This is a genomic window from Pseudomonas sp. MWU13-2105 (genome assembly GCF_023242315.1).
Classification (GTDB): Bacteria; Pseudomonadota; Gammaproteobacteria; order Pseudomonadales; family Pseudomonadaceae; genus Aquipseudomonas.
Genome location: NZ_JALLIY010000013.1, coordinates 82,804 through 105,837, shown reverse-complemented (window position 1 = coordinate 105,837; position 23,034 = coordinate 82,804). Strand labels below are relative to the sequence as shown.

General features: G+C 60.4%; 23 protein-coding genes and 1 pseudogene. 16 read left to right on the top strand and 8 right to left on the bottom strand.

Annotated elements, in window-relative coordinates; genetic code table 11:
* Positions 1-168 precede the first annotated feature (168 nt).
* The gene (locus M5B96_RS19915; RefSeq protein WP_248798525.1) at positions 169-1,755 is read right to left on the bottom strand and encodes a RimK family protein; all 1,587 of its coding nucleotides are present in this window, start codon (positions 1,753-1,755) and stop codon (positions 169-171) included.
* Positions 1,756-1,847: 92 nt separating this feature from the next.
* Between M5B96_RS19915 and rimI the strand changes: the two genes are divergently transcribed.
* Complete coding sequence (gene rimI, locus M5B96_RS19910; RefSeq protein WP_248798523.1) at positions 1,848-2,954, top strand: ribosomal protein S18-alanine N-acetyltransferase; 1,107 nt, start codon at positions 1,848-1,850, stop codon at positions 2,952-2,954.
* 107 nt (positions 2,955-3,061) lie between these two features.
* Here the strand turns inward: rimI and M5B96_RS19905 are convergent, their stop codons facing one another.
* The gene (locus M5B96_RS19905; RefSeq protein ID WP_248798522.1) at positions 3,062-3,418 is read right to left on the bottom strand and encodes a hypothetical protein; all 357 of its coding nucleotides are present in this window, start codon (positions 3,416-3,418) and stop codon (positions 3,062-3,064) included.
* Positions 3,419-3,624: 206 nt separating this feature from the next.
* Between M5B96_RS19905 and M5B96_RS19900 the strand changes: the two are divergent.
* From M5B96_RS19900 to M5B96_RS19890, 3 genes and pseudogenes are all read left to right on the top strand, one after another.
* Positions 3,625-3,845, top strand: a pseudogene (locus tag M5B96_RS19900) (site-specific integrase); the annotation flags it as partial.
* Positions 3,846-3,857: 12 nt separating this feature from the next.
* Positions 3,858-5,447 carry an ABC-F family ATPase gene (locus tag M5B96_RS19895; protein WP_248798520.1) on the top strand — a complete coding sequence of 530 codons (1,590 nt, stop codon included), beginning with the start codon at positions 3,858-3,860 and terminating at the stop codon, positions 5,445-5,447.
* Positions 5,448-5,737: 290 nt separating this feature from the next.
* A complete protein-coding gene (locus M5B96_RS19890) occupies positions 5,738-6,931 on the top strand; it encodes an MFS transporter (RefSeq protein WP_248798518.1) in 1,194 nt (397 codons plus the stop codon).
* A gap of 1 nt (position 6,932) precedes the next feature.
* Here M5B96_RS19890 and M5B96_RS19885 read toward each other — a convergent pair whose 3' ends face one another.
* The 3 genes from M5B96_RS19885 to ppk2 all read right to left on the bottom strand — a co-directional run bounded on the left by M5B96_RS19885 (position 6,933) and on the right by ppk2 (position 9,904).
* Complete coding sequence (locus M5B96_RS19885) at positions 6,933-7,964, bottom strand: alpha/beta hydrolase family protein (protein ID WP_248798516.1); 1,032 nt, start codon at positions 7,962-7,964, stop codon at positions 6,933-6,935.
* A gap of 249 nt (positions 7,965-8,213) precedes the next feature.
* Positions 8,214-8,825 (bottom strand): FMN-dependent NADH-azoreductase, encoded by a 612-nt coding sequence (locus tag M5B96_RS19880; protein WP_248798515.1) that lies wholly within the window; start codon positions 8,823-8,825, stop codon positions 8,214-8,216.
* Positions 8,826-9,028: 203 nt separating this feature from the next.
* Positions 9,029-9,904 carry a polyphosphate kinase 2 gene (ppk2, locus tag M5B96_RS19875; RefSeq protein ID WP_248798514.1) on the bottom strand — a complete coding sequence of 292 codons (876 nt, stop codon included), beginning with the start codon at positions 9,902-9,904 and terminating at the stop codon, positions 9,029-9,031.
* Between the two features lie 276 nt (positions 9,905-10,180).
* Between ppk2 and M5B96_RS19870 the strand changes: the two genes are divergently transcribed.
* From M5B96_RS19870 to M5B96_RS19860, 3 genes are all read left to right on the top strand, one after another.
* Positions 10,181-10,405, top strand: a complete 225-nt coding sequence (locus M5B96_RS19870; protein ID WP_248798512.1) for a hypothetical protein — start codon at positions 10,181-10,183, stop codon at positions 10,403-10,405.
* A gap of 123 nt (positions 10,406-10,528) precedes the next feature.
* The gene (locus M5B96_RS19865) at positions 10,529-11,437 is read left to right on the top strand and encodes a LysR substrate-binding domain-containing protein (protein WP_248798510.1); all 909 of its coding nucleotides are present in this window, start codon (positions 10,529-10,531) and stop codon (positions 11,435-11,437) included.
* A complete protein-coding gene (locus M5B96_RS19860) occupies positions 11,434-11,793 on the top strand; it encodes an MmcQ/YjbR family DNA-binding protein (RefSeq protein WP_248798508.1) in 360 nt (119 codons plus the stop codon). Before M5B96_RS19865 ends, M5B96_RS19860 begins: the two co-directional genes overlap by 4 nt.
* Here M5B96_RS19860 and M5B96_RS19855 read toward each other — a convergent pair.
* On the bottom strand, positions 11,788-12,219 hold the full coding sequence (locus tag M5B96_RS19855; RefSeq protein ID WP_248798506.1) for a DUF1294 domain-containing protein: 432 nt from the start codon (positions 12,217-12,219) through the stop codon (positions 11,788-11,790). The genes M5B96_RS19860 and M5B96_RS19855 overlap by 6 nt on opposite strands.
* Positions 12,216-13,043, bottom strand: coding sequence for an undecaprenyl-diphosphate phosphatase (locus M5B96_RS19850; RefSeq protein ID WP_248798504.1), 828 nt, complete (start codon positions 13,041-13,043; stop codon positions 12,216-12,218). Before M5B96_RS19850 ends, M5B96_RS19855 begins: the two co-directional genes overlap by 4 nt.
* A gap of 296 nt (positions 13,044-13,339) precedes the next feature.
* Between M5B96_RS19850 and M5B96_RS19845 the strand changes: the two genes are divergently transcribed.
* The 8 genes from M5B96_RS19845 (at position 13,340) to M5B96_RS19810 (ending at position 20,954) form a co-directional block, all read left to right on the top strand.
* Positions 13,340-14,974, top strand: a complete 1,635-nt coding sequence (locus M5B96_RS19845) for a methyl-accepting chemotaxis protein (protein WP_248798502.1) — start codon at positions 13,340-13,342, stop codon at positions 14,972-14,974.
* Between the two features lie 62 nt (positions 14,975-15,036).
* On the top strand, positions 15,037-15,576 hold the full coding sequence (locus M5B96_RS19840) for an AAA family ATPase (RefSeq protein ID WP_248798734.1): 540 nt from the start codon (positions 15,037-15,039) through the stop codon (positions 15,574-15,576).
* 428 nt (positions 15,577-16,004) lie between these two features.
* Positions 16,005-16,445, top strand: coding sequence for a hypothetical protein (locus M5B96_RS19835; protein WP_248798500.1), 441 nt, complete (start codon positions 16,005-16,007; stop codon positions 16,443-16,445).
* Between the two features lies 1 nt (position 16,446).
* On the top strand, positions 16,447-17,022 hold the full coding sequence (locus tag M5B96_RS19830) for an adhesin (protein WP_248798498.1): 576 nt from the start codon (positions 16,447-16,449) through the stop codon (positions 17,020-17,022).
* A 66-nt stretch (positions 17,023-17,088) separates the two neighbouring features.
* Positions 17,089-18,063: a heme utilization protein gene (locus tag M5B96_RS19825; protein ID WP_248798497.1), complete on the top strand. Its 975-nt coding sequence runs from the start codon at positions 17,089-17,091 to the stop codon at positions 18,061-18,063.
* A gap of 63 nt (positions 18,064-18,126) precedes the next feature.
* Positions 18,127-18,807, top strand: a complete 681-nt coding sequence (locus M5B96_RS19820) for a C39 family peptidase (protein ID WP_248798495.1) — start codon at positions 18,127-18,129, stop codon at positions 18,805-18,807.
* 43 nt (positions 18,808-18,850) lie between these two features.
* A complete protein-coding gene (locus M5B96_RS19815) occupies positions 18,851-19,600 on the top strand; it encodes a hypothetical protein (protein ID WP_248798493.1) in 750 nt (249 codons plus the stop codon).
* A 49-nt stretch (positions 19,601-19,649) separates the two neighbouring features.
* A complete protein-coding gene (locus tag M5B96_RS19810; protein ID WP_248798491.1) occupies positions 19,650-20,954 on the top strand; it encodes a hypothetical protein in 1,305 nt (434 codons plus the stop codon).
* 67 nt (positions 20,955-21,021) lie between these two features.
* Here the strand turns inward: M5B96_RS19810 and M5B96_RS19805 are convergent, their stop codons facing one another.
* Complete coding sequence (locus tag M5B96_RS19805) at positions 21,022-22,347, bottom strand: sigma-54 dependent transcriptional regulator (protein WP_248798490.1); 1,326 nt, start codon at positions 22,345-22,347, stop codon at positions 21,022-21,024.
* Between the two features lie 359 nt (positions 22,348-22,706).
* Here M5B96_RS19805 and M5B96_RS19800 point away from each other — a divergent pair, with 359 nt between their 5' ends.
* Positions 22,707-22,970 (top strand): hypothetical protein, encoded by a 264-nt coding sequence (locus tag M5B96_RS19800; RefSeq protein WP_248798489.1) that lies wholly within the window; start codon positions 22,707-22,709, stop codon positions 22,968-22,970.
* Positions 22,971-23,034 lie beyond the last annotated feature (64 nt).

Sequence of the window (23,034 nt, the reverse complement as noted above, 5' to 3'; positions counted from 1 at the left end):
GACAGAAACAAAAAACCCGCCTCGGAGGCGGGTTTGGGTAACAGATACAGGTCAGCCCGCCGGATAAGGAATGGCGGTAATAATGCTTGGCTGAGAAAAGCGCTGGACGGAAGTCATGTATTGACGTTATCCGGGCTCCGCGACCAAGTCAATGCCTGGAAGCAGCGACTACCAGGCCTGGCCACGGCGCTTGAGCTCCAGGCGCCGGACGAACTCCTCGAGCACCAGGGCGTAGAGGTCATCCTGCAGATAGGCGTCCTCGATACCGGCGTCCATGTTCGGGTTGTCGTTGACCTCGATCACCACCACCTTGTCACCGGACTGCTTGAGGTCGACACCGTAGAGCCCATCACCGATCAGGTTGGCGGTCTTGACCGCCAGCTCCACCACCGCCCGCGGTGCCTCGTGAACCGCCAGGGTGCGGCATTCGCCGTTGATGTCCTGGCCCTTGGCCTTGTGGTTGTAGATCTGCCAGTGCCCCTTGGACATGAAGTACTGGCAGGCGAAGATCGGCTTGCGATTGAGCACGCCGATGCGCCAATCGTATTCGGTGTAGAAAAACTCCTGGGCCAGCAGCAGGACCGAGTGTTCGAACAACTCGGCAGTGGCCTCCAGCAGTGCCTGCTGGCTTTCAACCTTGATCACGCCACGGGAGAAACAACCGTCGGGGATTTTCAGCACCAGGGGGAAACCCAGTCGGTCGCCGACCCGTTCGAAGTCCTCCGGTCGTTCCTTGTAGAGAATCTCCGTGGCGGGCATGCCCAGTTGATGACTCTTGAGCAGGTCGGTCAGGTAGACCTTGTTGGTGCAGCGCAGGATCGAGGCCGGATCATCCATCACCACCAGGCCTTCGCTTTCGGCTTTCTTGGCGAAACGGTAGGTGTGATTGTCGACGCTGGTGGTCTCGCGGATCAGCAAGGCGTCATATTCGGCGATGCGCGAATAGTCCTTTTTCTCGATCAGCTCGACATCGATGCCCAGGCCCTTGCCGACCCGGATAAAGTTCTCCAGGGCCAGGGCATTGGAAGGCGGCAGCGCCTCCTGCGGATCGTGCAGGACTGCCAGGTCATAACGGGCCAGGCGCCGTGAGCGGGGCACGCGCCAGATCTTGCGACTGAAACTGTCGAGGGCCTGGGCGAAGTGATCTTCCTGATCTTCGCGCAACTTGTGCAGGGTTCCCGACTTGACCCCGTCGATATGCCAGGCATTGGTCTTTTTAAACTCGACCAACAATATCGGACAGGGAAAAACTTCAAATAACTGGCGCGCCAGATCTTGTAACGGCTCGATCACCGTACTGCCAAAATACAAGGTCAGGGTAAAGCCTTCGGTGCCTTGGTAAAGTTGATGTCCCAGGGCTTTATCGAGGGTTTTGTCGAGATCGTCCAGGGCCAGGCCGTAAAGTGCCTTGCGGGTCAATTCGCTGATCGTGCGCACCGACGGAATGACCTTGTGCCCACGCGCCTCGGCCAGCAGCGAGCAGTAGTAGCCGTGGCCCAGGTACTTGTAGCTGCGACACAGGTTGATCACCTGCACTCGCTTGCCAGGCTCATTGCCCCGGGTTTGTTCAAGGTACTCCTGGGCCGTGACGATGTCTTCGCTGGGGAAATAAGAGGCCCAGTCTTCCTTGCGTTCGACGATAATAACCAGCTGACTGCCAAGACTAGCTGAACTGGACAAAATGTTTGTCGTGGTTATTGCTGTCAGTGCAGTTTGCTCGGATACTTCGCGCCAATGACCTTGTACCGCTGACATAGAAACCGACCCCATGAAAAACAAGACACTTCCTATTAAGCACGAAGTTTTTTGAAAGTCCCGTTTCGTTACACAACTTTTACGGTGGTTATATGGATCTTGTCTTTCGCGTTGCCACGACCGATGATTTGCCCGCCTTGCTGGAACTGGAAGAACACTGTTTCACCACCGACCGGCTGACCGCGCGCAGCTTCCAGTGGATGGTCAGCCGGGCCCACGCGCAACTGATGGTCGCCCAGCAAGCCGACGGCCGACTGGCCGGTTATGCCCTGGTACTGTTTCATCGCGGCACGTCCCTGGCACGCCTGTATTCGATCGCCATCGCCCCCCAGTCGCGCGGCACGGGCCTGGGCAAGGCATTGCTGCAACGTAGCGAGACCTGTGCCCTGGAGCATGACTGCGCCTACCTGCGCCTGGAAGTGCGCAGCGATAACGCCGTCGCCATCGCCCTCTACGAGCGTAACGGTTATCGCCACTTCGGGCGGATCAGCGATTACTACGAAGACCACGCCGACGCCCTGCGCCTGGAAAAACGCATTCTCGAGCACCGCGACAGCCGCGACCTGCACGTACCCTACTACGCCCAGACCACCGACTTCACCTGTGGACCCGCCTGCCTGCTGATGGCCATGGGCGCGCTGCAACCCGGACGCCGCTCCTCGCGCCAGGAGGAGGTGCAGATCTGGCGCGAGGCGACCACGGTGTTCATGACCTCCGGGCATGGCGGTTGCAGCCCCCAGGGCCTCGCACTGGCCGCCTGGCGCCGGGGCTTCGCGGTGCGCCTGCAAGTGAGCATGAGCGGTCCCTTGCTGCTCAACGGCGTGCGCAACGAGCATAAAAAAGACGTCATGCGCCTGGTCCATGAAGGTTTCGAAAGCGAGTTGGCCGCCACCGATGTCGAGCAGGTGCTGGGGGGCCCGCTGGACCTGCCACGCCTGCTGGCCGCGGCCGGCCAGCCATTGGTGCTGATCAGCAGCTATCGCCTGACCCGCTCCAAGGCGCCGCATTGGGTGATCGTCACCGACTGCGATGAAGAATTCGTCTACCTGCACGACCCGGATGTGGACCACAGCCAGCATCGCCAGCCCCTGGACTGCCAGCACCTGCCGGTCAGTCATGCCGAGTTCGACAAGATGAGTGCTTTCGGCAGCAGCAAGCTGCGCGCGGCGGTGATTGTCTATCGGCGTGAGCGGCAATAATGTGGGAGCGGTGCTTGCCCGCGAAGCTTTTAGCGATCTCATGGGCCTCTTCGCAGGCAAGCTCCGCTCCCACAGAGACCGTGCTCGCCTTACTTGAACGGCATGGCTCAGCGTTGCGTATTTGGATCGCTGCGGGTGCCCGGCTTGATCGGCACCGCCATCGGTGCTGATTGATCACGCGGGTAACCATTCTGGATCGCGCCGTTTTCGATGGTCGAGGGCCGTGGCTTGGGTAGCGTATTCGGACCGCGCACAGGCGGCGCACTGGACTCGGAGCCCTGGCGGCTGTTGGGATTGGCCCGGCGAATCGGGCTGTTATAGGGGTTGTCGCTGTTGGGCAGGTTTTGCGCCAGCAACTGCGTTGCCAGCAGCGTGTTGCCCTGGGGGGCACCTTCGGCAGGAAGGGCAACGATCAGAAGCCCGACAACCAGCAAGGCGGCAGGAGCGCAGACAATTCTGTTCATGACGCCTCTCTTCACGGATGAGTTGGATATGGGATTTGGACAACGCTTCATCCCATAATATACCCGCAACCTCCTCGAACTCTGCGACGCAGCAGCCCGGCGTGCCGCCTTGCCAATGGCTCAGCCCCACCAGTACGCCAAGCAACGCCCGGCGCGGCAGTTGCAATTTGGTCACGCGCTGCGCCGGGCCGTCGCGCACAGACACACGCCAACAGCCATGTAACTGTCGTCATCCATATGCGACAATAGGCCCAATGTCTGGAATGAATCCCGCCTTTATTGCACAGCAGCTCGGACACACCGTCGGATGCTGCTCTTTACGTACGCGCGCTGGCTGAACTCTAGCGGTGACCGGAGCGAGATGGATAAGCTCCTAAATGCCCAGGGAATGGCCCAAGCACCCAATCAGCAGCGCGTAACCCCTTGATAGGTAAAGTAATTGATCTCCACCGCAAATATCACCATGCAGTTCGGCGCCAAGCCGCTCTTCGAGAACGTCTCGGTCAAATTCGGCGCTGGTAACCGCTACGGCCTGATCGGCGCCAACGGCTGCGGCAAGTCGACCTTCATGAAAATCCTCGGCGGCGACCTCGACCCGTCCGGCGGCCAGGTCATGCTGGAACCGAACGTGCGCCTGGGTAAACTGCGCCAGGACCAGTTCGCCTACGAAGAATTCAGCGTGCTCGACACCGTGATCATGGGTCACGAAGAGCTGTGGAAAGTCAAGGCCGAGCGCGATCGCATCTACTCGCTGCCGGAAATGACCGAAGAAGACGGCATGGCCGTGGCCGAGCTGGAAACCGATTTCGCCGAGATGGACGGCTACACCGCCGAATCCCGCGCCGGCGAATTGCTGCTGGGCCTGGGTATCGGCATCGAGCAGCACAATGGCCCGATGAGCGAAGTCTCCCCGGGCTGGAAACTGCGGGTGTTGCTGGCCCAGGCATTGTTTTCCGACCCGGAAGTGTTGCTGCTCGACGAGCCAACCAACCACCTGGACATCAACACCATCCGCTGGCTGGAAAACATCCTGACCCAGCGCTCCAGCCTGATGATCATCATCTCCCACGACCGTCACTTCCTGAACAGCGTCTGCACCCACATGGCGGACCTGGACTACGGCGAGCTGCGCCTGTTCCCGGGCAACTACGACGAGTACATGACCGTGGCGACCCAGTCCCGCGAGCAGTTGCTGTCGGACAACGCCAAGAAGAAAGCGCAGATCTCCGAACTGCAATCCTTCGTCAGCCGCTTCTCGGCCAACGCCTCGAAAGCCAAGCAGGCCACCTCCCGCGCCAAGCAGATCGACAAGATCCAGCTGGCCGAAGTCAAGCCGTCGAGCCGCGTCAGCCCGTTCATCCGCTTCGACCAGACCAAGAAGCTGCATCGCCAGGCGGTGATCGTCGAGCGGATGGCCAAGGGCTTTGACGGCAAGACCCTGTTCAAGGACTTCAGCTTCACCGTTGAAGCCGGCGAACGCGTGGCGATCATCGGCCCGAACGGGATCGGCAAGACCACCCTGCTGCGCACCCTGGTCAATGAACTGACGCCGGACGCCGGTACCGTCAAGTGGACCGAAGCGGCCGAACTGGGCTACTACGCCCAGGACCACGCCTCGGACTTCGAAGACGAATCCAACCTGTTCGACTGGATGGGCCGCTGGACCAAGGAAGGTGAACAAGTGGTTCGCGGCACCCTGGGCCGCATGCTGTTCTCCAACGACGAGATCCTCAAGTCGGTCAAGGTGATTTCCGGTGGTGAGCAAGGCCGCATGCTGTTCGGCAAGCTGATCCTGCAAAAGCCCAACGTGCTGATCATGGACGAACCGACCAACCACCTGGACATGGAATCCATCGAAGCACTGAACCTGGCGCTGGAGAACTACCCGGGCACGCTGATCTTCGTCAGCCACGACCGTGAGTTCGTATCGTCCCTGGCCACCCGCATCATCGAGCTGAGCCCAAGTGGCGTGATCGACTTCAGCGGCACCTATGACGACTACCTGCGCAGCCAGGGCGTGGTGTTCTAAATACCGTGGCCGGATTGCCGGCGATGCTGGCGGTACAGTCGATATAAGACTGACCGACCTCATCGCTGGCAAGCCAGCGCCTACAAGGGCTGGGCACACCGCTCTTTTTGCGCTGGAACACAGACCTGTTGGAGTCGGCTTGCCGGCGATGACGTCGGTGAATTCCACATCGCCATCGCTGACCAACAGATCCCTGTGCCACCCACAAGAAACTAGTTAGCCTGCTTCCTTTTATCCGCCACTCCCGCCATCATGCAGGTCTCTAACCGCCCGCCCGCGAACGAGCCTTCATGTCCGCCCAACAACCGCCCAGACCGCCCAGCAACCTGACGATCACCCTGCAGATCGTTTCCATCGTCTTCTATAGCTTTATCGCCTTCCTCTGCATCGGCCTGCCGATTGCGGTGTTGCCCGGTTACGTGCACGGACAACTGGGGTTCAGTGCGGTAATCGCCGGCCTGACCATCGGCTCGCAATACCTGGCGACCCTGCTCAGCCGGCCCATGGCCGGGCGCATGGCCGACGGTATCGGCACCAAACGCTCGATCATCTATGGCCTGTCCGGGATCGTCTTAAGCGGCGCCCTGACTTGGTTATCGACACAGCTGCAACAGCTGCCGTTGCTGAGCCTGGGAATCCTGATCGGCGCGCGCCTGCTGCTGGGGATAGCCCAGGGCCTGATCGGCGTGGGCACCATCAGTTGGGGCATCGGCCAGGTCGGTGCCGACCAGACCGCCCGGGTCATCTCCTGGAACGGCATCGCCTCCTACGGCGCCATCGCCATTGGCGCGCCGCTGGGGGTGTTGATGGTCGAGGATTACGGCTTCTCCAGCCTCGGCATCGCCTTGTCGACCCTGGCCCTGGGTGCCCTGCTGCTGATCCGCAACAAACCCTCGGTCCCGGTGATTCGCGGTGAGCGCCTACCCTTTTGGGCCGTGTTCGGGCGCATCGCACCCTATGGTGCCAGCCTGACGCTGGCGTCCATCGGCTACGGCACCCTGACCACCTTTGTCACGCTCTTCTATCTCAGCCGCGGCTGGACCGGGGCCGCCTATTGCCTGACGGTGTTCGGCACCTGCTTTATTCTCGCCCGGCTGTTCTTTATCGGCTGCATCAACCGTTTCGGCGGTTTCAAATCCGCCATCGCCTGCATGAGTATCGAGACCCTCGGCCTGGTGCTGCTCTGGCTGGCACCTTCCACCGGCGTCGCCCTGGCCGGCGCGGGCCTGGCGGGGTTTGGCCTGTCGCTGGTGTATCCGGCGCTGGGGGTGGAAGCGATCAAACAGGTGCCGAGCAGCAGTCGCGGTGCGGGCTTGAGCGCCTATGCGGTGTTTTTCGACCTGGCACTGGCCATCGCCGGTCCGGTGATGGGCGCGGTGGCCTCGAACCTCGGCTATTCGTGGATTTTCTTCAGCGCGGCGCTGCTGTCAGTCAGCGGCCTGTCCGTCACGGTGCTCCTGGCCCGTCGCGCGGCGGCCGCCTGACTCACTGATCGGCGGTCTGCATCCCGCCATGGCTCGGCGTACTGAGGGTCTTGGTGAAGAAACGTCCGGCTTCGTGAATCAGGTCGCGATGAATATCCTCGCGATTGACTCCTTCGGCATCGGTACACAGTCCCGGCGTGGCCTGGAGCTGCTCTGGGCTGCACGGCGCCATGAAGACGAAATGCCCGGCCCCGGCGATCAGCTTGAATTGCGGCGCCACCGGCAGCTTGCGCGCCAGGGCGGCGGCATTCTTATCCGGAAACACCAGCTTGTCGGCACCACCGCTGTACATCAGTACCGGCACGTGGACATCCGCCAGCGTATGACGGCCGAACATCAGGCTCAGCGGCGCCATCAGCAACAATGCATGGACCCGTGGATCGGCCACCGGTTGCAAGTCATCGCGGTCGACAATCAATTCGCCCTTGGTGTTGCAAGCGTCCTTGTCATCCGGACGCTGCTGGCAATAACGGCGCAAGCGCTCCAGGTTCGGTTGGGCTCCGGCCAGGATCAGCGCGGTTTCGCCGCCTGCCGAATAGCCGATCACGCCGACATTCTCGGCTTCGATAAAAGGTGACAGCGTCGAGTCGCCGAGAGCGGCCGTGATGGCTTCGGAAATCTGCATGGGCCGACCATAGAGGTTGCTCAGCGTCCCCAGGCGGCTTTGATCCTTGTAGTTGTCGCCGGGGTGCAACACGGCGACCACGATAAAGCCCTTGCGCGCCAGGGAGGTGGCCAGGTCATGCAAGGCCAGGGGTGTGCCGATGTTGCCATGGGACAACATCAACAGCGGATAGCGGCCAATGGCGACCTTGGCGTCTTCACCGGCCTGGATCGTATAGTTGCCGATCCGGCTCGAGTGCTCACGATCACTGGAAGGATAGAAGGCAATCGCCGACATCGGCTTGAGGTCCAGCGGATCGAGGAACGTCAAACGATGATAGCCGACGCTCCAATGCGCAGGCGGCGCTGCCTGCACTGTCAGGAGGCTGCTGGACAAGCAGATCAGTAACATTGCACAAAGACGCATCATGGGGATGCCCACCTTTGCCGCGTAATTAGCACACCAATTCTCTTCAATTCCTTGAAACTAAAGCTCTGCAGCAGGGCTTTGACTGATTTTCGAGGTTTTTCCGAGCACCTATGGTTGATCGATGATGCATAACCCGAGCCAAACCTGAACCGCCAGACGCAAAAAACTCCGTACGCTGACCATTCAGAATGATCAGAGTACAGAGTTTAATGACTGTTCCCGAAAGAAGCTCGCGTGTTTACTAAAGCTTTACGCGGTGGCGAACAGTTCTTCGCTGATGCGTGCCTGTGCGCTGCTCATGGCCTTGGCGCGGACCTCTTCGCCATAGCCCAGGCCGTGGGCGCGGACGAACTCGATGTCGGTGATGCCGAGGAAACCGAACAGTACGTTCAGGTAATCCTCGTGGGCGACGCCGGTCGGCATGCCGACATGCAGGCCGCCGGAGGTGGAAACAATCACCAGTTTCTTGCCGCCGGCCAGGCCTTCAGGACCGGCTTCGGTGTAGCGGAAGGTCTTGCCTGCGACGGTGACACGGTCGATCCAGGCCTTGAGCTGGGTCGGAATGCTGAAGTTGTACATCGGTGCGGCGATCACGATGGCATCGGCGGCGAGGAACTCTTCGATGGTCGAGGCGCTGAGTTCGGCTTCGTGGCGCTGGGCCGCGTCACGCAGTTCGGCGGCGGTACCGCCGGCCACCAGGGTCAGGCTGGAGAAGTGGCTGATGGCATCGGCGGCGAGGTCACGGTAGGTCACCACGGCGGAAGGCTCGGCGAGTTTCCAGGCGTCGACGACTTGGCGGCTCAGCTGACGAGAGGCGGAGTTGTCGCCCAGGATGCTGGAATCAATGTGCAAGAGTTTCATGCGGGATCTCCAAGTGAGGATCGCCACTGGGCGATCAAGTTGAGATAATCCTACAGGTGAAACCAATAACCGATTAGCCGGTTAAAATATGATAGTTCGTCCCACTCATGGAACGATCAACACACTGCCCATGCCAGGCCTCAAGGAGTCGAGGCGGCTCCATGACTTCATTGTCGCATTGCCGGGTGCTGGCCCAGCCGATCTCAGCGCGCCAACTGCCCGGCAGCGACGCATTCGGGCATGAATTCAAAGACGATATTCCTGTCCGGCTTGACCAGCTTGTGGTCCTTGCCCTCGTAATCCAGTTGCGAAAGGATATCGCGGATCAGATTGAGGCGCGCCAGGCGCTTGTTATCCGCCCGGACAATGCGCCACGGTGAGAGAGAGCCATGCGTTTGCAAGAGCATTTCGTCTCGTGCAATGGAATATGCCTTCCAATGTTTAATGGCGACAGCATCGATCGGACTGATCTTCCATTGCTTGAGCGGATCACGTTTACGCTGCTCCAGCCGATTCCGCTGCTCGCCCTTGCTGATATCCAGGTAATACTTCAGTAATTTGGCACCCGAGTTGATGAGTATCTCTTCAAACTTGGGCACCGACTGAATGAATTCGGCATATTCCTGCTCGGAACAAAACCCCATCACCCGCTCGACACCGGCACGGTTGTACCAGCTTCGATTGAACAGGACAAATTCCCCGGCCACCGGCAGGTGGGCAACGAAACGCTGGAAGTACCAGCCGGTTCGCTCGCGATCAGAGGGTTTGTCGAGTGCTACGATGCGCGTTTCCCGCGGGCTCAGATGCTCGACGATACGCTTGATGCTGCCATCCTTGCCCGCGGCGTCCCGCCCTTCCAGCAGCACGATGATCCTGTCGCCACAGCCAATGAAGTGTCTTTGCAGCTTGACCAGCTCAATCTGCAAATCACGCAACTGCGATTCGTAGTTACCGTGCGAAATCGCAGCCCCGGTTTGCTCCCTGCCGCACACAATGTCAATCGAGGGAACACTACTATTGTCTACATTGGACAAGCCGAGCTCATCCTCGCCGCGGCTATTCTTGTTCTTTTTAGTCATAACTATAGTCCCTCACCCAGCACAGTCACTCGAACCTTCAGCGCGGAACTCTGGCTGGCGTACGCTGACGGGATATAGCCCAACCTCACTAAATGTAGACTTTCCAAGCATTTACAATCCATTAGTAACGCTATCATTAGTGCCCGTCGTTTTTATTTGACCTCTGTCAACTCCACCACCTCGGACAAGGCTAACTTTACAAGCAACAGCATCAGCGATACCCGCTTGGATCATTTCCGTGATCGCCCATAGCCAAGCTATAAGGACTCCCATGAAATGACAACGCGCATCCAAGAAACCAGTCGTTTTGAAGCCATCGACAAACACGGACGGCATTACACCATCATCGAGTCCACCCAGCAGACGGCAGCAGGAGCCGGAGTGACAGCTGGAGAAACTGGATCAGTATTTTTCCGGGCGCTTAATTTCGGTCCCGTCAGCCAAATCAGCGACTCCGAGTTTCAGATTTTCCTCAGCGGAGTAAAAGTGAAGCGTGTCTGATCAAAAGTGAGGATTGCCAGCGTGGGGTCGCGTCGAGACAGTCCTACAGGCACAGCCAATAGCCGATCAGCCGGCTTGAATGTGATAGCTTGTCCTGCTCCTGGAACAATCGAGTCACGCCCCATGCAAGACCTCAACGACCTCTATTATTTCGCCAAGGTGGTCGAAGCCGGCGGCTTCGCGGCGGCCGGACGCCTGCTGGGGATTCCCAAGTCACGCCTGTCGCGGCGGATCGCCGAGCTGGAAGAGCGCCTTGGCGCGCGCCTGCTGCAACGCACCACCCGCCAGTTGAAGCTGACCGCCGTCGGCGAGCGTTATCTGCGCCATTGCCAGGCAATGCTGCTGGAGGCCGAAATGGCCGACGAGGCAGTGGCCAGCATGTCCAGCGAGCCCCGCGGGCGCTTGCGCGTCTCCTCTCCGGTGGGACTGGCCCAGGAGTTCATGCCCTGGGTGATCTCCAGCTTCCTCAGTGCACACCCGCTGGTCCAGCTGGAAGTCCTGATGGTCAATCGCCGGGTCGACCTGGTGACCGAGGGCATCGATGTCGCCCTGCGGGTCCGCGAACAGGGCGACGAAGATCCATTGCTGGTGACCCGCCGCCTGCGCCAGGCACAGACCTTCATCCTGGCGACGCCGGCCTTTCTCGAGCAACACCCCATCAGCCGCCTGGAGGACCTCAGGAGCGCACCGATTTTGGGCGCCCTGGAAGCCGATCGCCTGGTGCACCTGAGCCTGCTCAACGCCGCCGGGGAAAAACGCGAACTGGCCCTCGAGGCCCGGCTCGGAGTCGACGATTTTGTCGTACGCAAGGCTTGCGCCCTCGCCGGCCTGGGCTTCACTGTCCTGCCGATGCTGTATTGTGAGGAAGAACTGGCCAATGGCACCTTCGTGCGGATACTTCCCGAATGGTCCTTGCCCGGCGGCTGGCTACAGGCCGTCTACCCCCATCGGCGCGGCGTGTTGCCGGCGGTACGGGCCTGGATCGACCACCTGGCCGAGGCTTTCAAAGGTTGCGGAGATAGAGCACTGTGAAAAGATCAAGCCTGAGCCGGGAAGATGTCGCGCGTTTCTGCCTGACCCTGCCCGGCGCGCGGGAAGACTACAAATGGGGCGGCGTGCGGGTGTTTTCCGTTGCCGGGAACAAGATGTTCGCCGTGCAGGGGCTACGCGGCGACTCCCTGGCCTTCAAGGTCGACCAGGAGCTGTTCCTCGGCCATGTCGACCGTCCGGGGATCGGACCCGCACCGTATCTGGCCAGGGCCCACTGGATCATCATGGACAGCCCCTACCCGCTGGGGTGTGAAGAACTGCAAGGGCTGATCCAGCGCTCGCACCAACTGGTGGTGGCGAAACTGCCCAAGCGTGTCCAGGTCGGCCTGCTGTTATAAAAAGGACAGGTGCGCCAGACCGGCGCCGAGGAACAGGTGGTCGATCCAGAAAACCTGGTGCAGCAACACGATCAGCCAGAACACCAGCTGATACGAGACTTTACGGGTCTTGTGCCGAAACACCTGCTGGGCGATCAGCGCCCCCGGCCAGCCGCCCAGCAGCTCGATGGCGTGCAGGACCTTTTCCGGTGTACGCCAGGTTGCATCGCGGGCTTTGCGCTTGTCGCGCCAATAGAGGACGAACGCCAGCGGGCTGACGAGCCCGTACGCCCACAGCGCAAACGCCGAGCCACCGTCGAGCCACATCTGCAACGCGCCGGATCCGGGCAATACGCAGAGCACCAGGAGTAGCGCCAGTTTGAGTTTGAGGTGCTGGACCCGACCAGCGCCCCGGCGAGTACCTTCCTGGCCAGATGGTGTGCTCATCCGTGGCTCGCCCAGTCAACCCAGCCGAATTGCCAGGTGGCCAGGATCACCAGGCCGAAGACGATCCGGTACCAGGCGAATGCCACGTAGGTGTGGCTGGCGATGAATTTAAGCAGGCCACGCACGGCGATCATCGCAAAGACAAAGGAGGTCACGAAGCCGAGGGCGATCACCGGCAAATCGGCGATCTGGAACTGCTGGCGGAAACCATAGCCGGAGTACACCGCGGCGGCGACCATGGTCGGCATCGCCAGGAAGAACGAAAACTCGGTGGCGGTCTTGCGTGACAGCCCGAACAGCAAGCCGCCGATAATGGTCGCACCGGAACGCGAGGTGCCGGGAATCATCGCCAGGCACTGGGCGAAACCCACCTTGAGGGCGTCTTTCCAGGTGATCTCATCCACCGTCTCCGCATGTACCACGTGCTGGCGGCGCTCGGCCCAGAGGATGACCAGGCCGCCCACCACCAGAGCGGCGGCGACGGTGATCGGGTTGAACAGGTAGGTAGCGATGATCTCCTTGAACAACACCCCCAGCACCACCGCCGGCAGGAATGCCACCAGCAGGTTGAGGGTAAAGCGCTGGGCATTGCGCTGCGTCGGCAGGTCGCGGACCACCGAAAACACTTTGTGGCGAAACTCCCACAGCACCGCCAGGATCGCCCCGAGCTGGATGATGATATTGAAGGCAATCGCCCTCTCCCCGCCGAAGTCCAGCAGGTCCGCGACGATAATCTGGTGCCCGGTGCTGGAGATCGGCAGGAACTCCGTCAAGCCCTCGACAATACCCAGAATCACTGCTTGTGCGGCGGTCCAAAGATCCATTATTCCCCCATGCCGCCACGCAACCCGCGTGACACTTGAAAAATTCGACATTCGATCATCCGTCCGTGGGCGACCGGTGCCCAGCGTGCCGTACCGCTTGTCGTCAAAACGTAAAAAATGCCTGAAAAATCAAACATCAACTCAGGTTTAGCGATTTCGCGCCGAGATCCTATCAGACACGCCTGTTTGTCGCTGCCTGGAAAGTAGCCATAAGCCTACTGGGCAGGCGCGACAAAACCTGTTTGGATGCAGATCGGCGATGATCAAAACAAGAAGAAACCAGGAGCGGTGTCCTCATGAATAGTTTGCGGAATGTGTCGATTAGTCGGCGACTATGGCTCATCCTCGTCGTCGCCATGGCAATGCTGCTGACCCTGGGCCTGTTGATGCTCCAGCAGATCCATGACGACCTGTACCAGGGCAAGGCGCAAAAGACCCAGCACGTGGTCCAGGTCGCCAGTGGCGTCCTCAACTACTACCATGACCTGGAAACCGCCGGCAGCCTCAGTCGCGAGGCCGCGCAGAAGCAGGCGATGAACGCGATACGCGGCCTGCGCTACAACCAGACCGACTATTTCTGGATCAACGACCAGCGCCCGGTGATGATCATGCACCCGGCCAATCCCAAGCTCGAAGGCCAGGACCTGTCGGCAGTCAAGGACCCGGACGGCTACGCGCTGTTCAACGAGATGGTCAGCCTGACCAAGGCCAAGGGCGCGGGTCTGATCAACTACCGCTGGCCGAAACCCGGGGCCAGCGCGCCGGTGCAGAAAACCTCCTATGTACAGCTCTTCGAACCCTGGGGCTGGATCATCGGCTCCGGCGTGTACGTCGACGACCTGCAGGACGAGTTCTATGGCCAGGTATGGCGCGCCTCGCTGATCGGCCTGGGGATTGCGCTGATCATGGCACTGCTGGTGATGATGATTGCCCGCAGCATTGTGCGCCCCTTGCAGGAAACCGTGAACGCCATGGCCAATATCGCCAGCGGTGAAAGCGACCTGACCCGCAGCCTCGATACCCACGGGCAAGACGAAGTGACGCAACTGGCCCGCCATTTCAACGGTTTTACCAGCAAGCTGCGCGGCGTGGTCGGCCAGCTCCAGGACTCGGCAACCGCGCTCGGTCAGTCTTCCAGCGACCTGGGCAGCAACGCCACCCAGGCCCAGGCCCGCAGCCAGCAGCAATCGCAACAGATGGAAATGGTCGCGACGGCCATCAACGAAGTCACCTATGGCGTGCAGGATGTAGCCAAGAATGCCGAGCAGGCCGCCAGCGAAATGCGTGATGCCGAAGCGCAGGCCCGGCAGGGCCAGTTGAACATCGACAACAGCCTGCAACAGATCGACTCGCTCTGCGCCACCATCAACCAGGCAGTCGAAGTGATCCGGACCCTGGCGGCCGAAAGCACGCAGATCGGCAGCGTTCTTGAAGTGATTCGCTCGATTGCCGAACAGACCAACCTGCTGGCCCTGAACGCCGCCATCGAGGCGGCCCGGGCCGGTGAACAGGGCCGCGGCTTTGCCGTGGTGGCCGATGAGGTGCGCCTGCTGGCCCAGCGTACACAGAAGTCCACGGCGGAGATCCAGTCAATGATCGAACGCCTGCAAGGCCATTCCGAAGCCGCCGTGAAGGTCATCGGCGACAGCAGCCGGGCCTCGCAACTGACCATCGAGCAGGCGGGCCTGGCCGGCGAGAGCCTGAACGCCATCGGCCAGGCCCTGCGCAACCTCAACGGGCTCAACGCCTCGATTGCCAGCGCCACCCTTGAACAGTCCCATGTGGTGGAAGAAATCAACCAGAACGTCACCGACGCGGCGGGCCTGTCCCACAGCACGGCCCTGGCGGCCGAGCAATCGAGTGTCGACAGCGAAAAACTCAAGGCCCTGAGCCAGCAGCTCAATACCTTGCTCAAGCAGTTCAAGGTCTGACGGCAGGAGGGTACAATCGCCGTCCTTTTTTTCGCGCCCAAGGAATCCCCATGCCCACGCCCATGAAGGTCGTCGTCCTGGCGGGGCCTGAGTCCAGTGGTAAAAGCTGGTTGTCCGCCGAGCTGCAAGCGCACTTCGGCGGCTTGGTGGTGGGCGAATACGTGCGTTATTTCATCGAGTGCAACCCGCGCGACACCTGCCTGGCGGATATCCCGGCCATCGCCCGCGGGCAGTTGGAGTGGGAGGACGCGGCCCGCACGCAGACGCCGGCGCTGCTGATTCTCGATACCCACTTGCTGAGCAACCTGCTCTGGAGCCGGACCCTGTTCGGGGAATGCCCGGAGTGGATCGAACAGGCCCTGCGGGCCCGCCACTATGACCTGCACCTGCTACTGCGCCCCGAAGGCGTGGGTTGGACCGATGACGGCCAGCGCTGCCAGCCGCAGCTTAGCGAACGCCAGGCGTTTTTCGCCGCCAGCCTGGACTGGCTGACGCGGCATCGACAAACCTTGAGCGTGATTGACGGCGATTGGCGGGCGCGTCGTGAGCAGGCCTTCACGGCCGTCACCCGACTACTTGAAGATAAAACACCATCCTTGTAGAGCCGGCTTGCCGGCGATGGCGACCGTGAGAGCGATGCAAGACCCAAGGGCCCAATCACCGACCAGCCAGCACCTACGGGAACCATCGTATTCTCAAGGTCAAACCCGGCCGTTTTCCAGCCAGTGTCCATTCCTGAAACAGCCGATACACGGGCAAAGCCTCAAAATCAATGGTTCAACTCCCGCAACGCCCCAGGTGTTAAGCCGCTGATACACCAACCCTGAAAGGCCCGTATTACCGCGTTGCGCAGAAATCTCCCCGCCTAGTCCCCTCGCTACTGTCTCATTCCTGAAACAGCTTCCGCGCGTTTCATCCGTAATCAAAAACAACTCATTGTTATCAAAGGAAAAACAAAAAGCGGCACAGCTTCTGCTCTCTCCTTGTCAACGCCAGGCCAGGGCCTGCGTACTGAAGAAGGAATCCCGCCATGGGGACACTCACAATCGGCTTTACCCGCACCTTGCTGATCAGTTGCGCGATCAGTTCGATGCTCAGCCTCACGGTCCAGGCCGGCGGCAACGGGGTGATCGTGCTGAGCCGTCCCCTGCAGCCAGAGTCCTGGGGCCGTGCACCGGCGCAACCCGACCCCAATCCGACCACGGTCAACGCCAACCAGGCCGCCCGTATCACCTCGATTACCGGCAAGGAGCTGAGTGACGGCGACATTGCCGGCGTCAGCACCGGTGGCTCCATCAGCAACTTGATCGACAGGCATACCGCCGACATGCCGGGCCTGAACAACCCCAATGGCCTGCCGGGAATGGCAGCCGGACACGGCGGCGGCAGTGGCGCCAGCATCGCCAATACGGTCAACCGCGGACTCTCGGCCGGCATGAACGCCCTCGGCGCCATCGGCAAGGGGCAATGACATGCGCCATTCACTGTTTCTTCTCGCCCTGTTCAGCAGCGCCAGCGTACTGGCCGACTCCGCCAGCCCGGTGATCGACAGCGCCATCATCAGCAACAGCGGCCAGCAATACAACGGCAACGTGATGGTCAACCAGGCCGCTGGCGACCAGCAGCAACAGCTCAACAGCCGCGCCATCGCGGTTGGCACCAGCGCCAGCGCCAGCACCTCGCTGAGCCAGAAAATCACCACCGGTGCCAGCACCGCGATCGACGCCAAGGCGGCCATCCAGGGCAACGCTTTCAGTAACGGCAACGGCATGGTTGGGGTCAACCAATCCGCCGGCGCCAACAACCAGATGATCAACGTCGTGCGCATCAGCATCAGTGCTGTGCCACAAAGCATCGACGACAGCGTCCTGTCGCAACAGAACGTGGCGCTGTCAACGAACTCAGGCTCTTCCACACCACCAGGCAGCCGCCAGGTCGTTACCAGCGACCAGGCCTTCACCGGCAGCCGAGGAGTGATTCAGGTGAGCCAGAGCGCGGGGGTGGGCAACCGTATGGCTAACACCCTCAGTATCCGGGTCGCTGATTGACCCGTGCAGTGCCAATTAGAAAGTACCAACACTTAACTCAACTAATAAAGCACGGAGATACACACCATGAAACCCACAATGGCTCTCAAACCACTGGTCTTCGCACTGGCCGCCATCATGGCAATGGCCGCTCAGGCAGGCGGAGATGAAGGACACGGTCGTCGTCATCATGACCATGACCACGGCCCTAGCCTCGCCACCCTGCTGCAAATCACCGCCGGCGCCACCGCCTCGGTGAACGACAAGCAGGACAGCCACGGCAACGTCGTAAACAACCAAGGCACCAAGAACAACGGCAGCATCAACAGCTCGCTGAACGGTGCCAGCGGTAACATCGGCGCCAACACCGCAGCCGGTGACGGCAACCAGCAACTCAACGAAGCCGCGCTGGCCACCGCCGACGAAAGCTTTATCTTCGGCAGCGCCACTTCCAGCACCAGCTTGACTCAGTCCAACTATGGCAACACGGTCTACAACCAATCCACCCAGAACAACGGCTCTATGAACGACTCCGGCAACAATGGCTCCGGCAACATGGGTGTCAACGTGGCCGCCGGCGACTTCAACCAACAGAAAAACGACCTGGCCATCGCGGTATCCGGCGGTCGTGTCGCTTCGGCAAGCGGTGCGGCTACCCAGACCTCCACCGGCCTGAAAGTCGACAACAGTGCGGTGCAAGCCTACAAAGTCACCACCCTCAAATCCACTATCGATATTGACGGCAGCTACAAAGGCACCTTCTCAGGTACCGAAAGCAGCGGCAAAGGTGGTTATGGCAATGACAGCTGGGGTGGCGGTGACAAAGGAAAAGGAAAAGAAACCATCAAGGGTACCGAGATGGGCACCATCGAACTGGACGGTGTGATCACCTATCAAGTCATGACACCTAATGGCTGGAAAATGCCAGTGGTCAACAACGCCAGCATCAACAACTCGCTCAACAATGCCTCCGGCAACGTGGGTGCCAACGTGGCGGCCGGTGCCGGCAACCAACAAGGCAACACCCTGTCCATTGCTGCCGGCTGCCGCGCCTGCATGTAGTGGCAACAGTACTGAGAGCCCCGGAAACGGGGCTCTTTTTTCAGCTCTGAGAGGCGTATGACCATGCGTACTATCGCCCTTGCCCTTGCGCTTTTTCTCTCTATCCCTATTCAGGCCGCCACCATGGCCGTGCCCGGCTTGCCCGGCGCCGTGGTGTTCTACAAACAGGTCCAAAGCATCCGCGAACGGCGCTTTTCCGATCTGGTCGAGCAGAAAACCGACTTCAGTTGTGGTGCCGCCGCACTCGCCACCTTGTTGCGCCAGGCCTACTGGCTGGACGTCAACGAAGAACAGATCATCAAAGGCATGCTCACCACCTCCGACCAGGAGCTGGTCAAGAAACAGGGTTTCTCCATGCTGGACATGAAGCACTACGTCGAAAGCATCGGCATGCGCGCACGAGGCTACAAGATTCCCGTTGACAGCCTGTCCAGCGTAACCATTCCGGTCGTGGTGATGATGGACATCCGCGGCTACAAGCATTTCGTGGTGCTGCAGCGCGCCGACAAGGACTGGGTCTATATCGGCGACCCGGTGCTGGGCCACAAGCGCTACACCAATGCCGACTTCAAGAAAGGTTGGAACGGCATCATTTTCGCCATCATCGGTCCCGGCTACGACAAGAGCAACGCCTTGCTTGACCCGCCGGCACCGCTCACAGCCAAGAACAAGCTGGACACCTTCCACCCGGTCAAGGACGCGGAACTGATGGATTTCGGCTTTATCCAGAGCGACTTCTTCTAAGGTGCAAGAAAAATAAAGGGGCAGGACGCTCCGGGAGTAGCACATGAAAAACTCACATTTGCTGATGATCAGTTGCCTGGCACTCACCTGCCTGCCGGCACACGCAACCCTACCCTTCAAGCCTATCGAACTGAAAGATCAGGAACTCTCCGAGCTGCGTGGGCGCTATGTGATGCCGGGACGCATCATCAGCTTCGGAATTGTCATGCAAAGCACCTGGACAAACGCCCAGGGCGACATCATCGGCGCGGCCACTTCCCTGCAAATCCAGCAATCGACGGTCAAGCCGCAGTTCTACGTCACCACCTACAGCACCCAGGGCAACGGCTCGGCAGCGCTCCAGGGCAGCGGCACAGTCATCGGCGGTGCCGGCCTGAACGCCTCGGCGGGTGTGACCCAGGTGGTACGTGCCGCCGGCGACGGCAACAGCGCCAGCAACAACGTGCTGATCAATGTCAGCGAAGCGAACCAGGCGCCGGGCGGTCTCCAGCCAACGGGGCAAGTGCTCACCAGCGGCGGCAGCATCACCGGCTTCGGCGCCGCGGGCAGCGTCACCGTCTCCGCCTCTTCCAGCGGCTTGAAAATGCAGATACTGGCCAACAACAATCAGGGCAACCTGCAGCAGCAGATCGCCCAGGGCGGGGTGCTGCAGTCCACCACCCTGCTGGGTGGCAACAACCTGGTCAGCAGCATGACCCAACTCAATGTGGTGTTGCAGAACAACTTGCCTACCGTCGGGGCGCTAGATTGCCACCTGACTCAACTCAAGGGACTACGCAGCATGGGATTCTGAACTACGCTCATTTTCGACCATCAGTTGTTAGAAAAGGACGGCTTATTTCATGTCTCTATCGCTCTCGCTACGCACAGCGGTTTGTGTTGGTGCGCTCTTCCCGGCGGCGATGCTGCAAGCAGCGCCTGATGCCGAAGTAGAGGCCCTGAAACAGGAACTCCAGGAGCTGAAACAACGCTACGTACAACAACAACAAGCGTTGTCGGTGCTGGAGCAACGAGTTCGTCAGGTCGAAGAGCAGCCGGCGCCGCCGCCGCCCAAGCGTCTGGTCAAATCCCCAGCGGATCTGAAAAAGGGACAGACGGTGGCGGCCGCCAGCGCGAACGCCCCAGGGTCTGCGGCCAGCGGCTCTGGCGCCTCTTACGGCCAAGCGCTCAAGGATGATGCGGCGCCGGCCCAGAGCGTGTCCGACCTGTACAACGAGGCCAGCGGCTTCTTCGGCAATGGCAAGTTCAGCGTGGAAACCGGGATCACCTATACGCGTTATGACACTCGCCAGTTGTTTCTCAACGGTTTCCTGGCCCTGGACTCGATCCTGCTCGGCACGGTCAACCTGGACCGGATCAAGGCCGACACCTGGACAATGGACCTGACGGCCCGCTACAACCTCGACAACCGTTGGCAATTCGATATCAACGCACCGATTGTCTACCGCGAGTCCACCTATCAATCCGGCGGCGGCAACAACGGCGCGGCGGCAGTCACGGCCGAGCAGACGGTTACCAAGGACCCGGCCTTGGGCGACGTCAACTTCGGCGTGGCCTACAAGTTCCTTGACGAATCGGAAAGTTGGCCGGACGCGGTCTTCAGCCTGCGGGTCAAGGCACCGACCGGCAAGGATCCCTATGGCATCAAATTCGTCAAGGCCCCGGCCACCGAAGGCAACCTGACCTATCCGACCGACTTGCCCACCGGCAACGGGGTGTGGTCCATTACACCGGGCATCTCGCTGGTCAAGACATTTGACCCGGCCGTACTGTTCGGCACCCTGGCCTACACCCACAACTTCGAGAAGTCGTTCAGCGATATCAGTGCGCAAGAGGGTGAGGTTGTTCCCGGTAAAGTTCAGCTCGGTGACAGCTTCCAGATCGGCGCCGGCGTGGCCTTCGCCTTGAACGAGAAGATGAGCATGTCCTTCTCGGTCTCGGACCTGGTGCAACGCAAGAGCCGGCTCCAGCAGAGCGGCCAGGCTTGGCAGAACGTGGTCGGCAGCGACGCCAACTCCGGTTTCTTCAACATCGGCATGACCATCGCCGCCTCGCCCAACCTCACCGTGGTCCCCATGCTGTCCCTGGGCATGACTCCCGATGCACCGAACTTCTCTTTCAGTGTGAAGTTCCCCTACTACTTCTGACCTCGCTCCATGGAAAAGGCCCGCAACGTGCAAACGTTGCGGGCCTTTTCGTTTCGCTCACCGCGCCCTAGCGGATCTGGTGCTTGTGCAGCAAACGGTAAAAGGTCGGACGGGAAACCCCCAGCACCCGTGCCGCCACGCTCATATTGTCGCTGTGCCGATTGAGCACATCGCACAGTGCCTGGTGTTCGGCACGGTTCACATAGTCCTCCAGCGTGCCCATGGGCGCGCTGTCGCAAGGCAGGCTATGCAAGCCGAGGTCCTGTGCCTCGATCTGTCGCCCTTCCGCCAGCACCAACCCGCGCCTGACCCGATTGGCCAGTTCGCGGACATTGCCCGGCCAGGCATGATTGCCCAGGGCGACCAGCGCTTCCTCACTGAAGCTGCGCGGCCGGCGCCCGGTTTCCTGGCTGTAGAAATGGGAAAAGTGGTTGGCCAGCATCGCCACGTCGCCATGCCGCTCGCGCAGCGGCGCCGTCATCACTTGCAGGACGTTGAGCCGGTAATAGAGGTCCTCACGGAAACGCCCGCTGCCAATCGCGGCTTCCAGATCGACATGGGTCGCGGCCAGCACCCGTACATCCACCGCAATGGGCTGGCTGCCGCCGACCCTCTCGATGTGTTTTTCCTGCAGGAAGCGCAACAGATTGGCCTGCAACTCCAGCGGCAAGTCGCCGATTTCATCGAGGAACAAGGTCCCGCCATTGGCCGCTTCGATCCGCCCGACCTTGCGCTGGTGCGCCCCGGTAAAGGCGCCCTTTTCATGACCGAACAACTCGGACTGGATCAGGTGTTCAGGAATCGCCCCGCAATTGATCGCCACGAATGGCTTGGCGTGGCGCTGGGACTGCCGGTGCAGGGTACGCGCCACCAACTCCTTGCCGGTGCCGCTTTCCCCGCGAATCAATACCGGCGACTCGGTGGGCGCCAGTTTGCCCAGGAGTTTGCGCAGCTCGCGGATCGGTCGGCTATCGCCGAGCAACTCGTGCTCGGGCTGGTCGACATGGATCGAACCCTGGCCACGCAGGCGTGCCATGCCGAAGGCGCGACCCAATGTCACCTGTACGCGGGAGACATCGAAGGGCAAAGTATGAAAGTCGAAGAACCACTCGCAGACGAAGTCACCGACGTTCTGCAAACGCAGCACTTCCTGGCTGAGAACCGCGATCCACTCGGTGCCGCTGCGACTGATCAGCTCCTTGACCGCTTCGGGGCGCTCGAGATGAAAAGGCTGCAGGCGCAACAAGCCGACGTCGCAGGAGCGGTCGCCGGCGGCGTCCAGGTTGCAGCTGTCGACATCCCAGCCAACAGTACGCAAACCGGGGAGCAAGCGATGACAATCGTCGCAAGGATCAACCACCAGCAGGCGTCTGAGCGGAACCGCTTCTTGCATGACTGATCCTTGACGCCAGAATTTTAAATATTTATTAAAAACAAGCCGTTGGCAAATCTGCTTGTAACACTAGCAAGAATTTGACGCTAACTTGTACCGTTTGGTTATAAAACCGGCGATAAACCAGCGTTATATCCAGAAGCCCCGTAGCAGAGCCTTTGCGCTCTTGCTGCGAACTCATCGGAGTTGGCCTTGTCGAATCCAGGCTTGCACTGAGTATATGAAAAAAAGTGAAAAAAACTTTATGACTTGTGTGACCTGATGCCAGTGATGGGACATCAGTACAAGTAACCGACCGATACGGTGAGCCCAAGCCGACGGTCCAACGAACTGTTTGGGCATACTTGAGAGAAAACCCCATGAACGCCCCGCTCCGTATGAACGAAGCACTGCTGATGGCCGGCCAGGCCCTTAAACCCTTCCAGTGTGTTGCCTGGGTTGCGCAAGACAAGGGTGAGCTGAGCCTGACGGTGATCGACCGGACCAACAACAGCATCGGTCGCCGGCAGATTCCGTGCAGCGCCTACTCCGACTCCGAGCAGTTGGTCAGCCTGCTGCAACAGGCCCGCGCGGAGTTGAGCCAGAAAGGCTACGACCTGCAGCCGTGGACATTGTCGGCCTGATAGCAGCGCTGAACCTTGTAGGAGCAGAGCTTGCTCGCGAAGGCGGCTTCATAGGCGCCTTCGC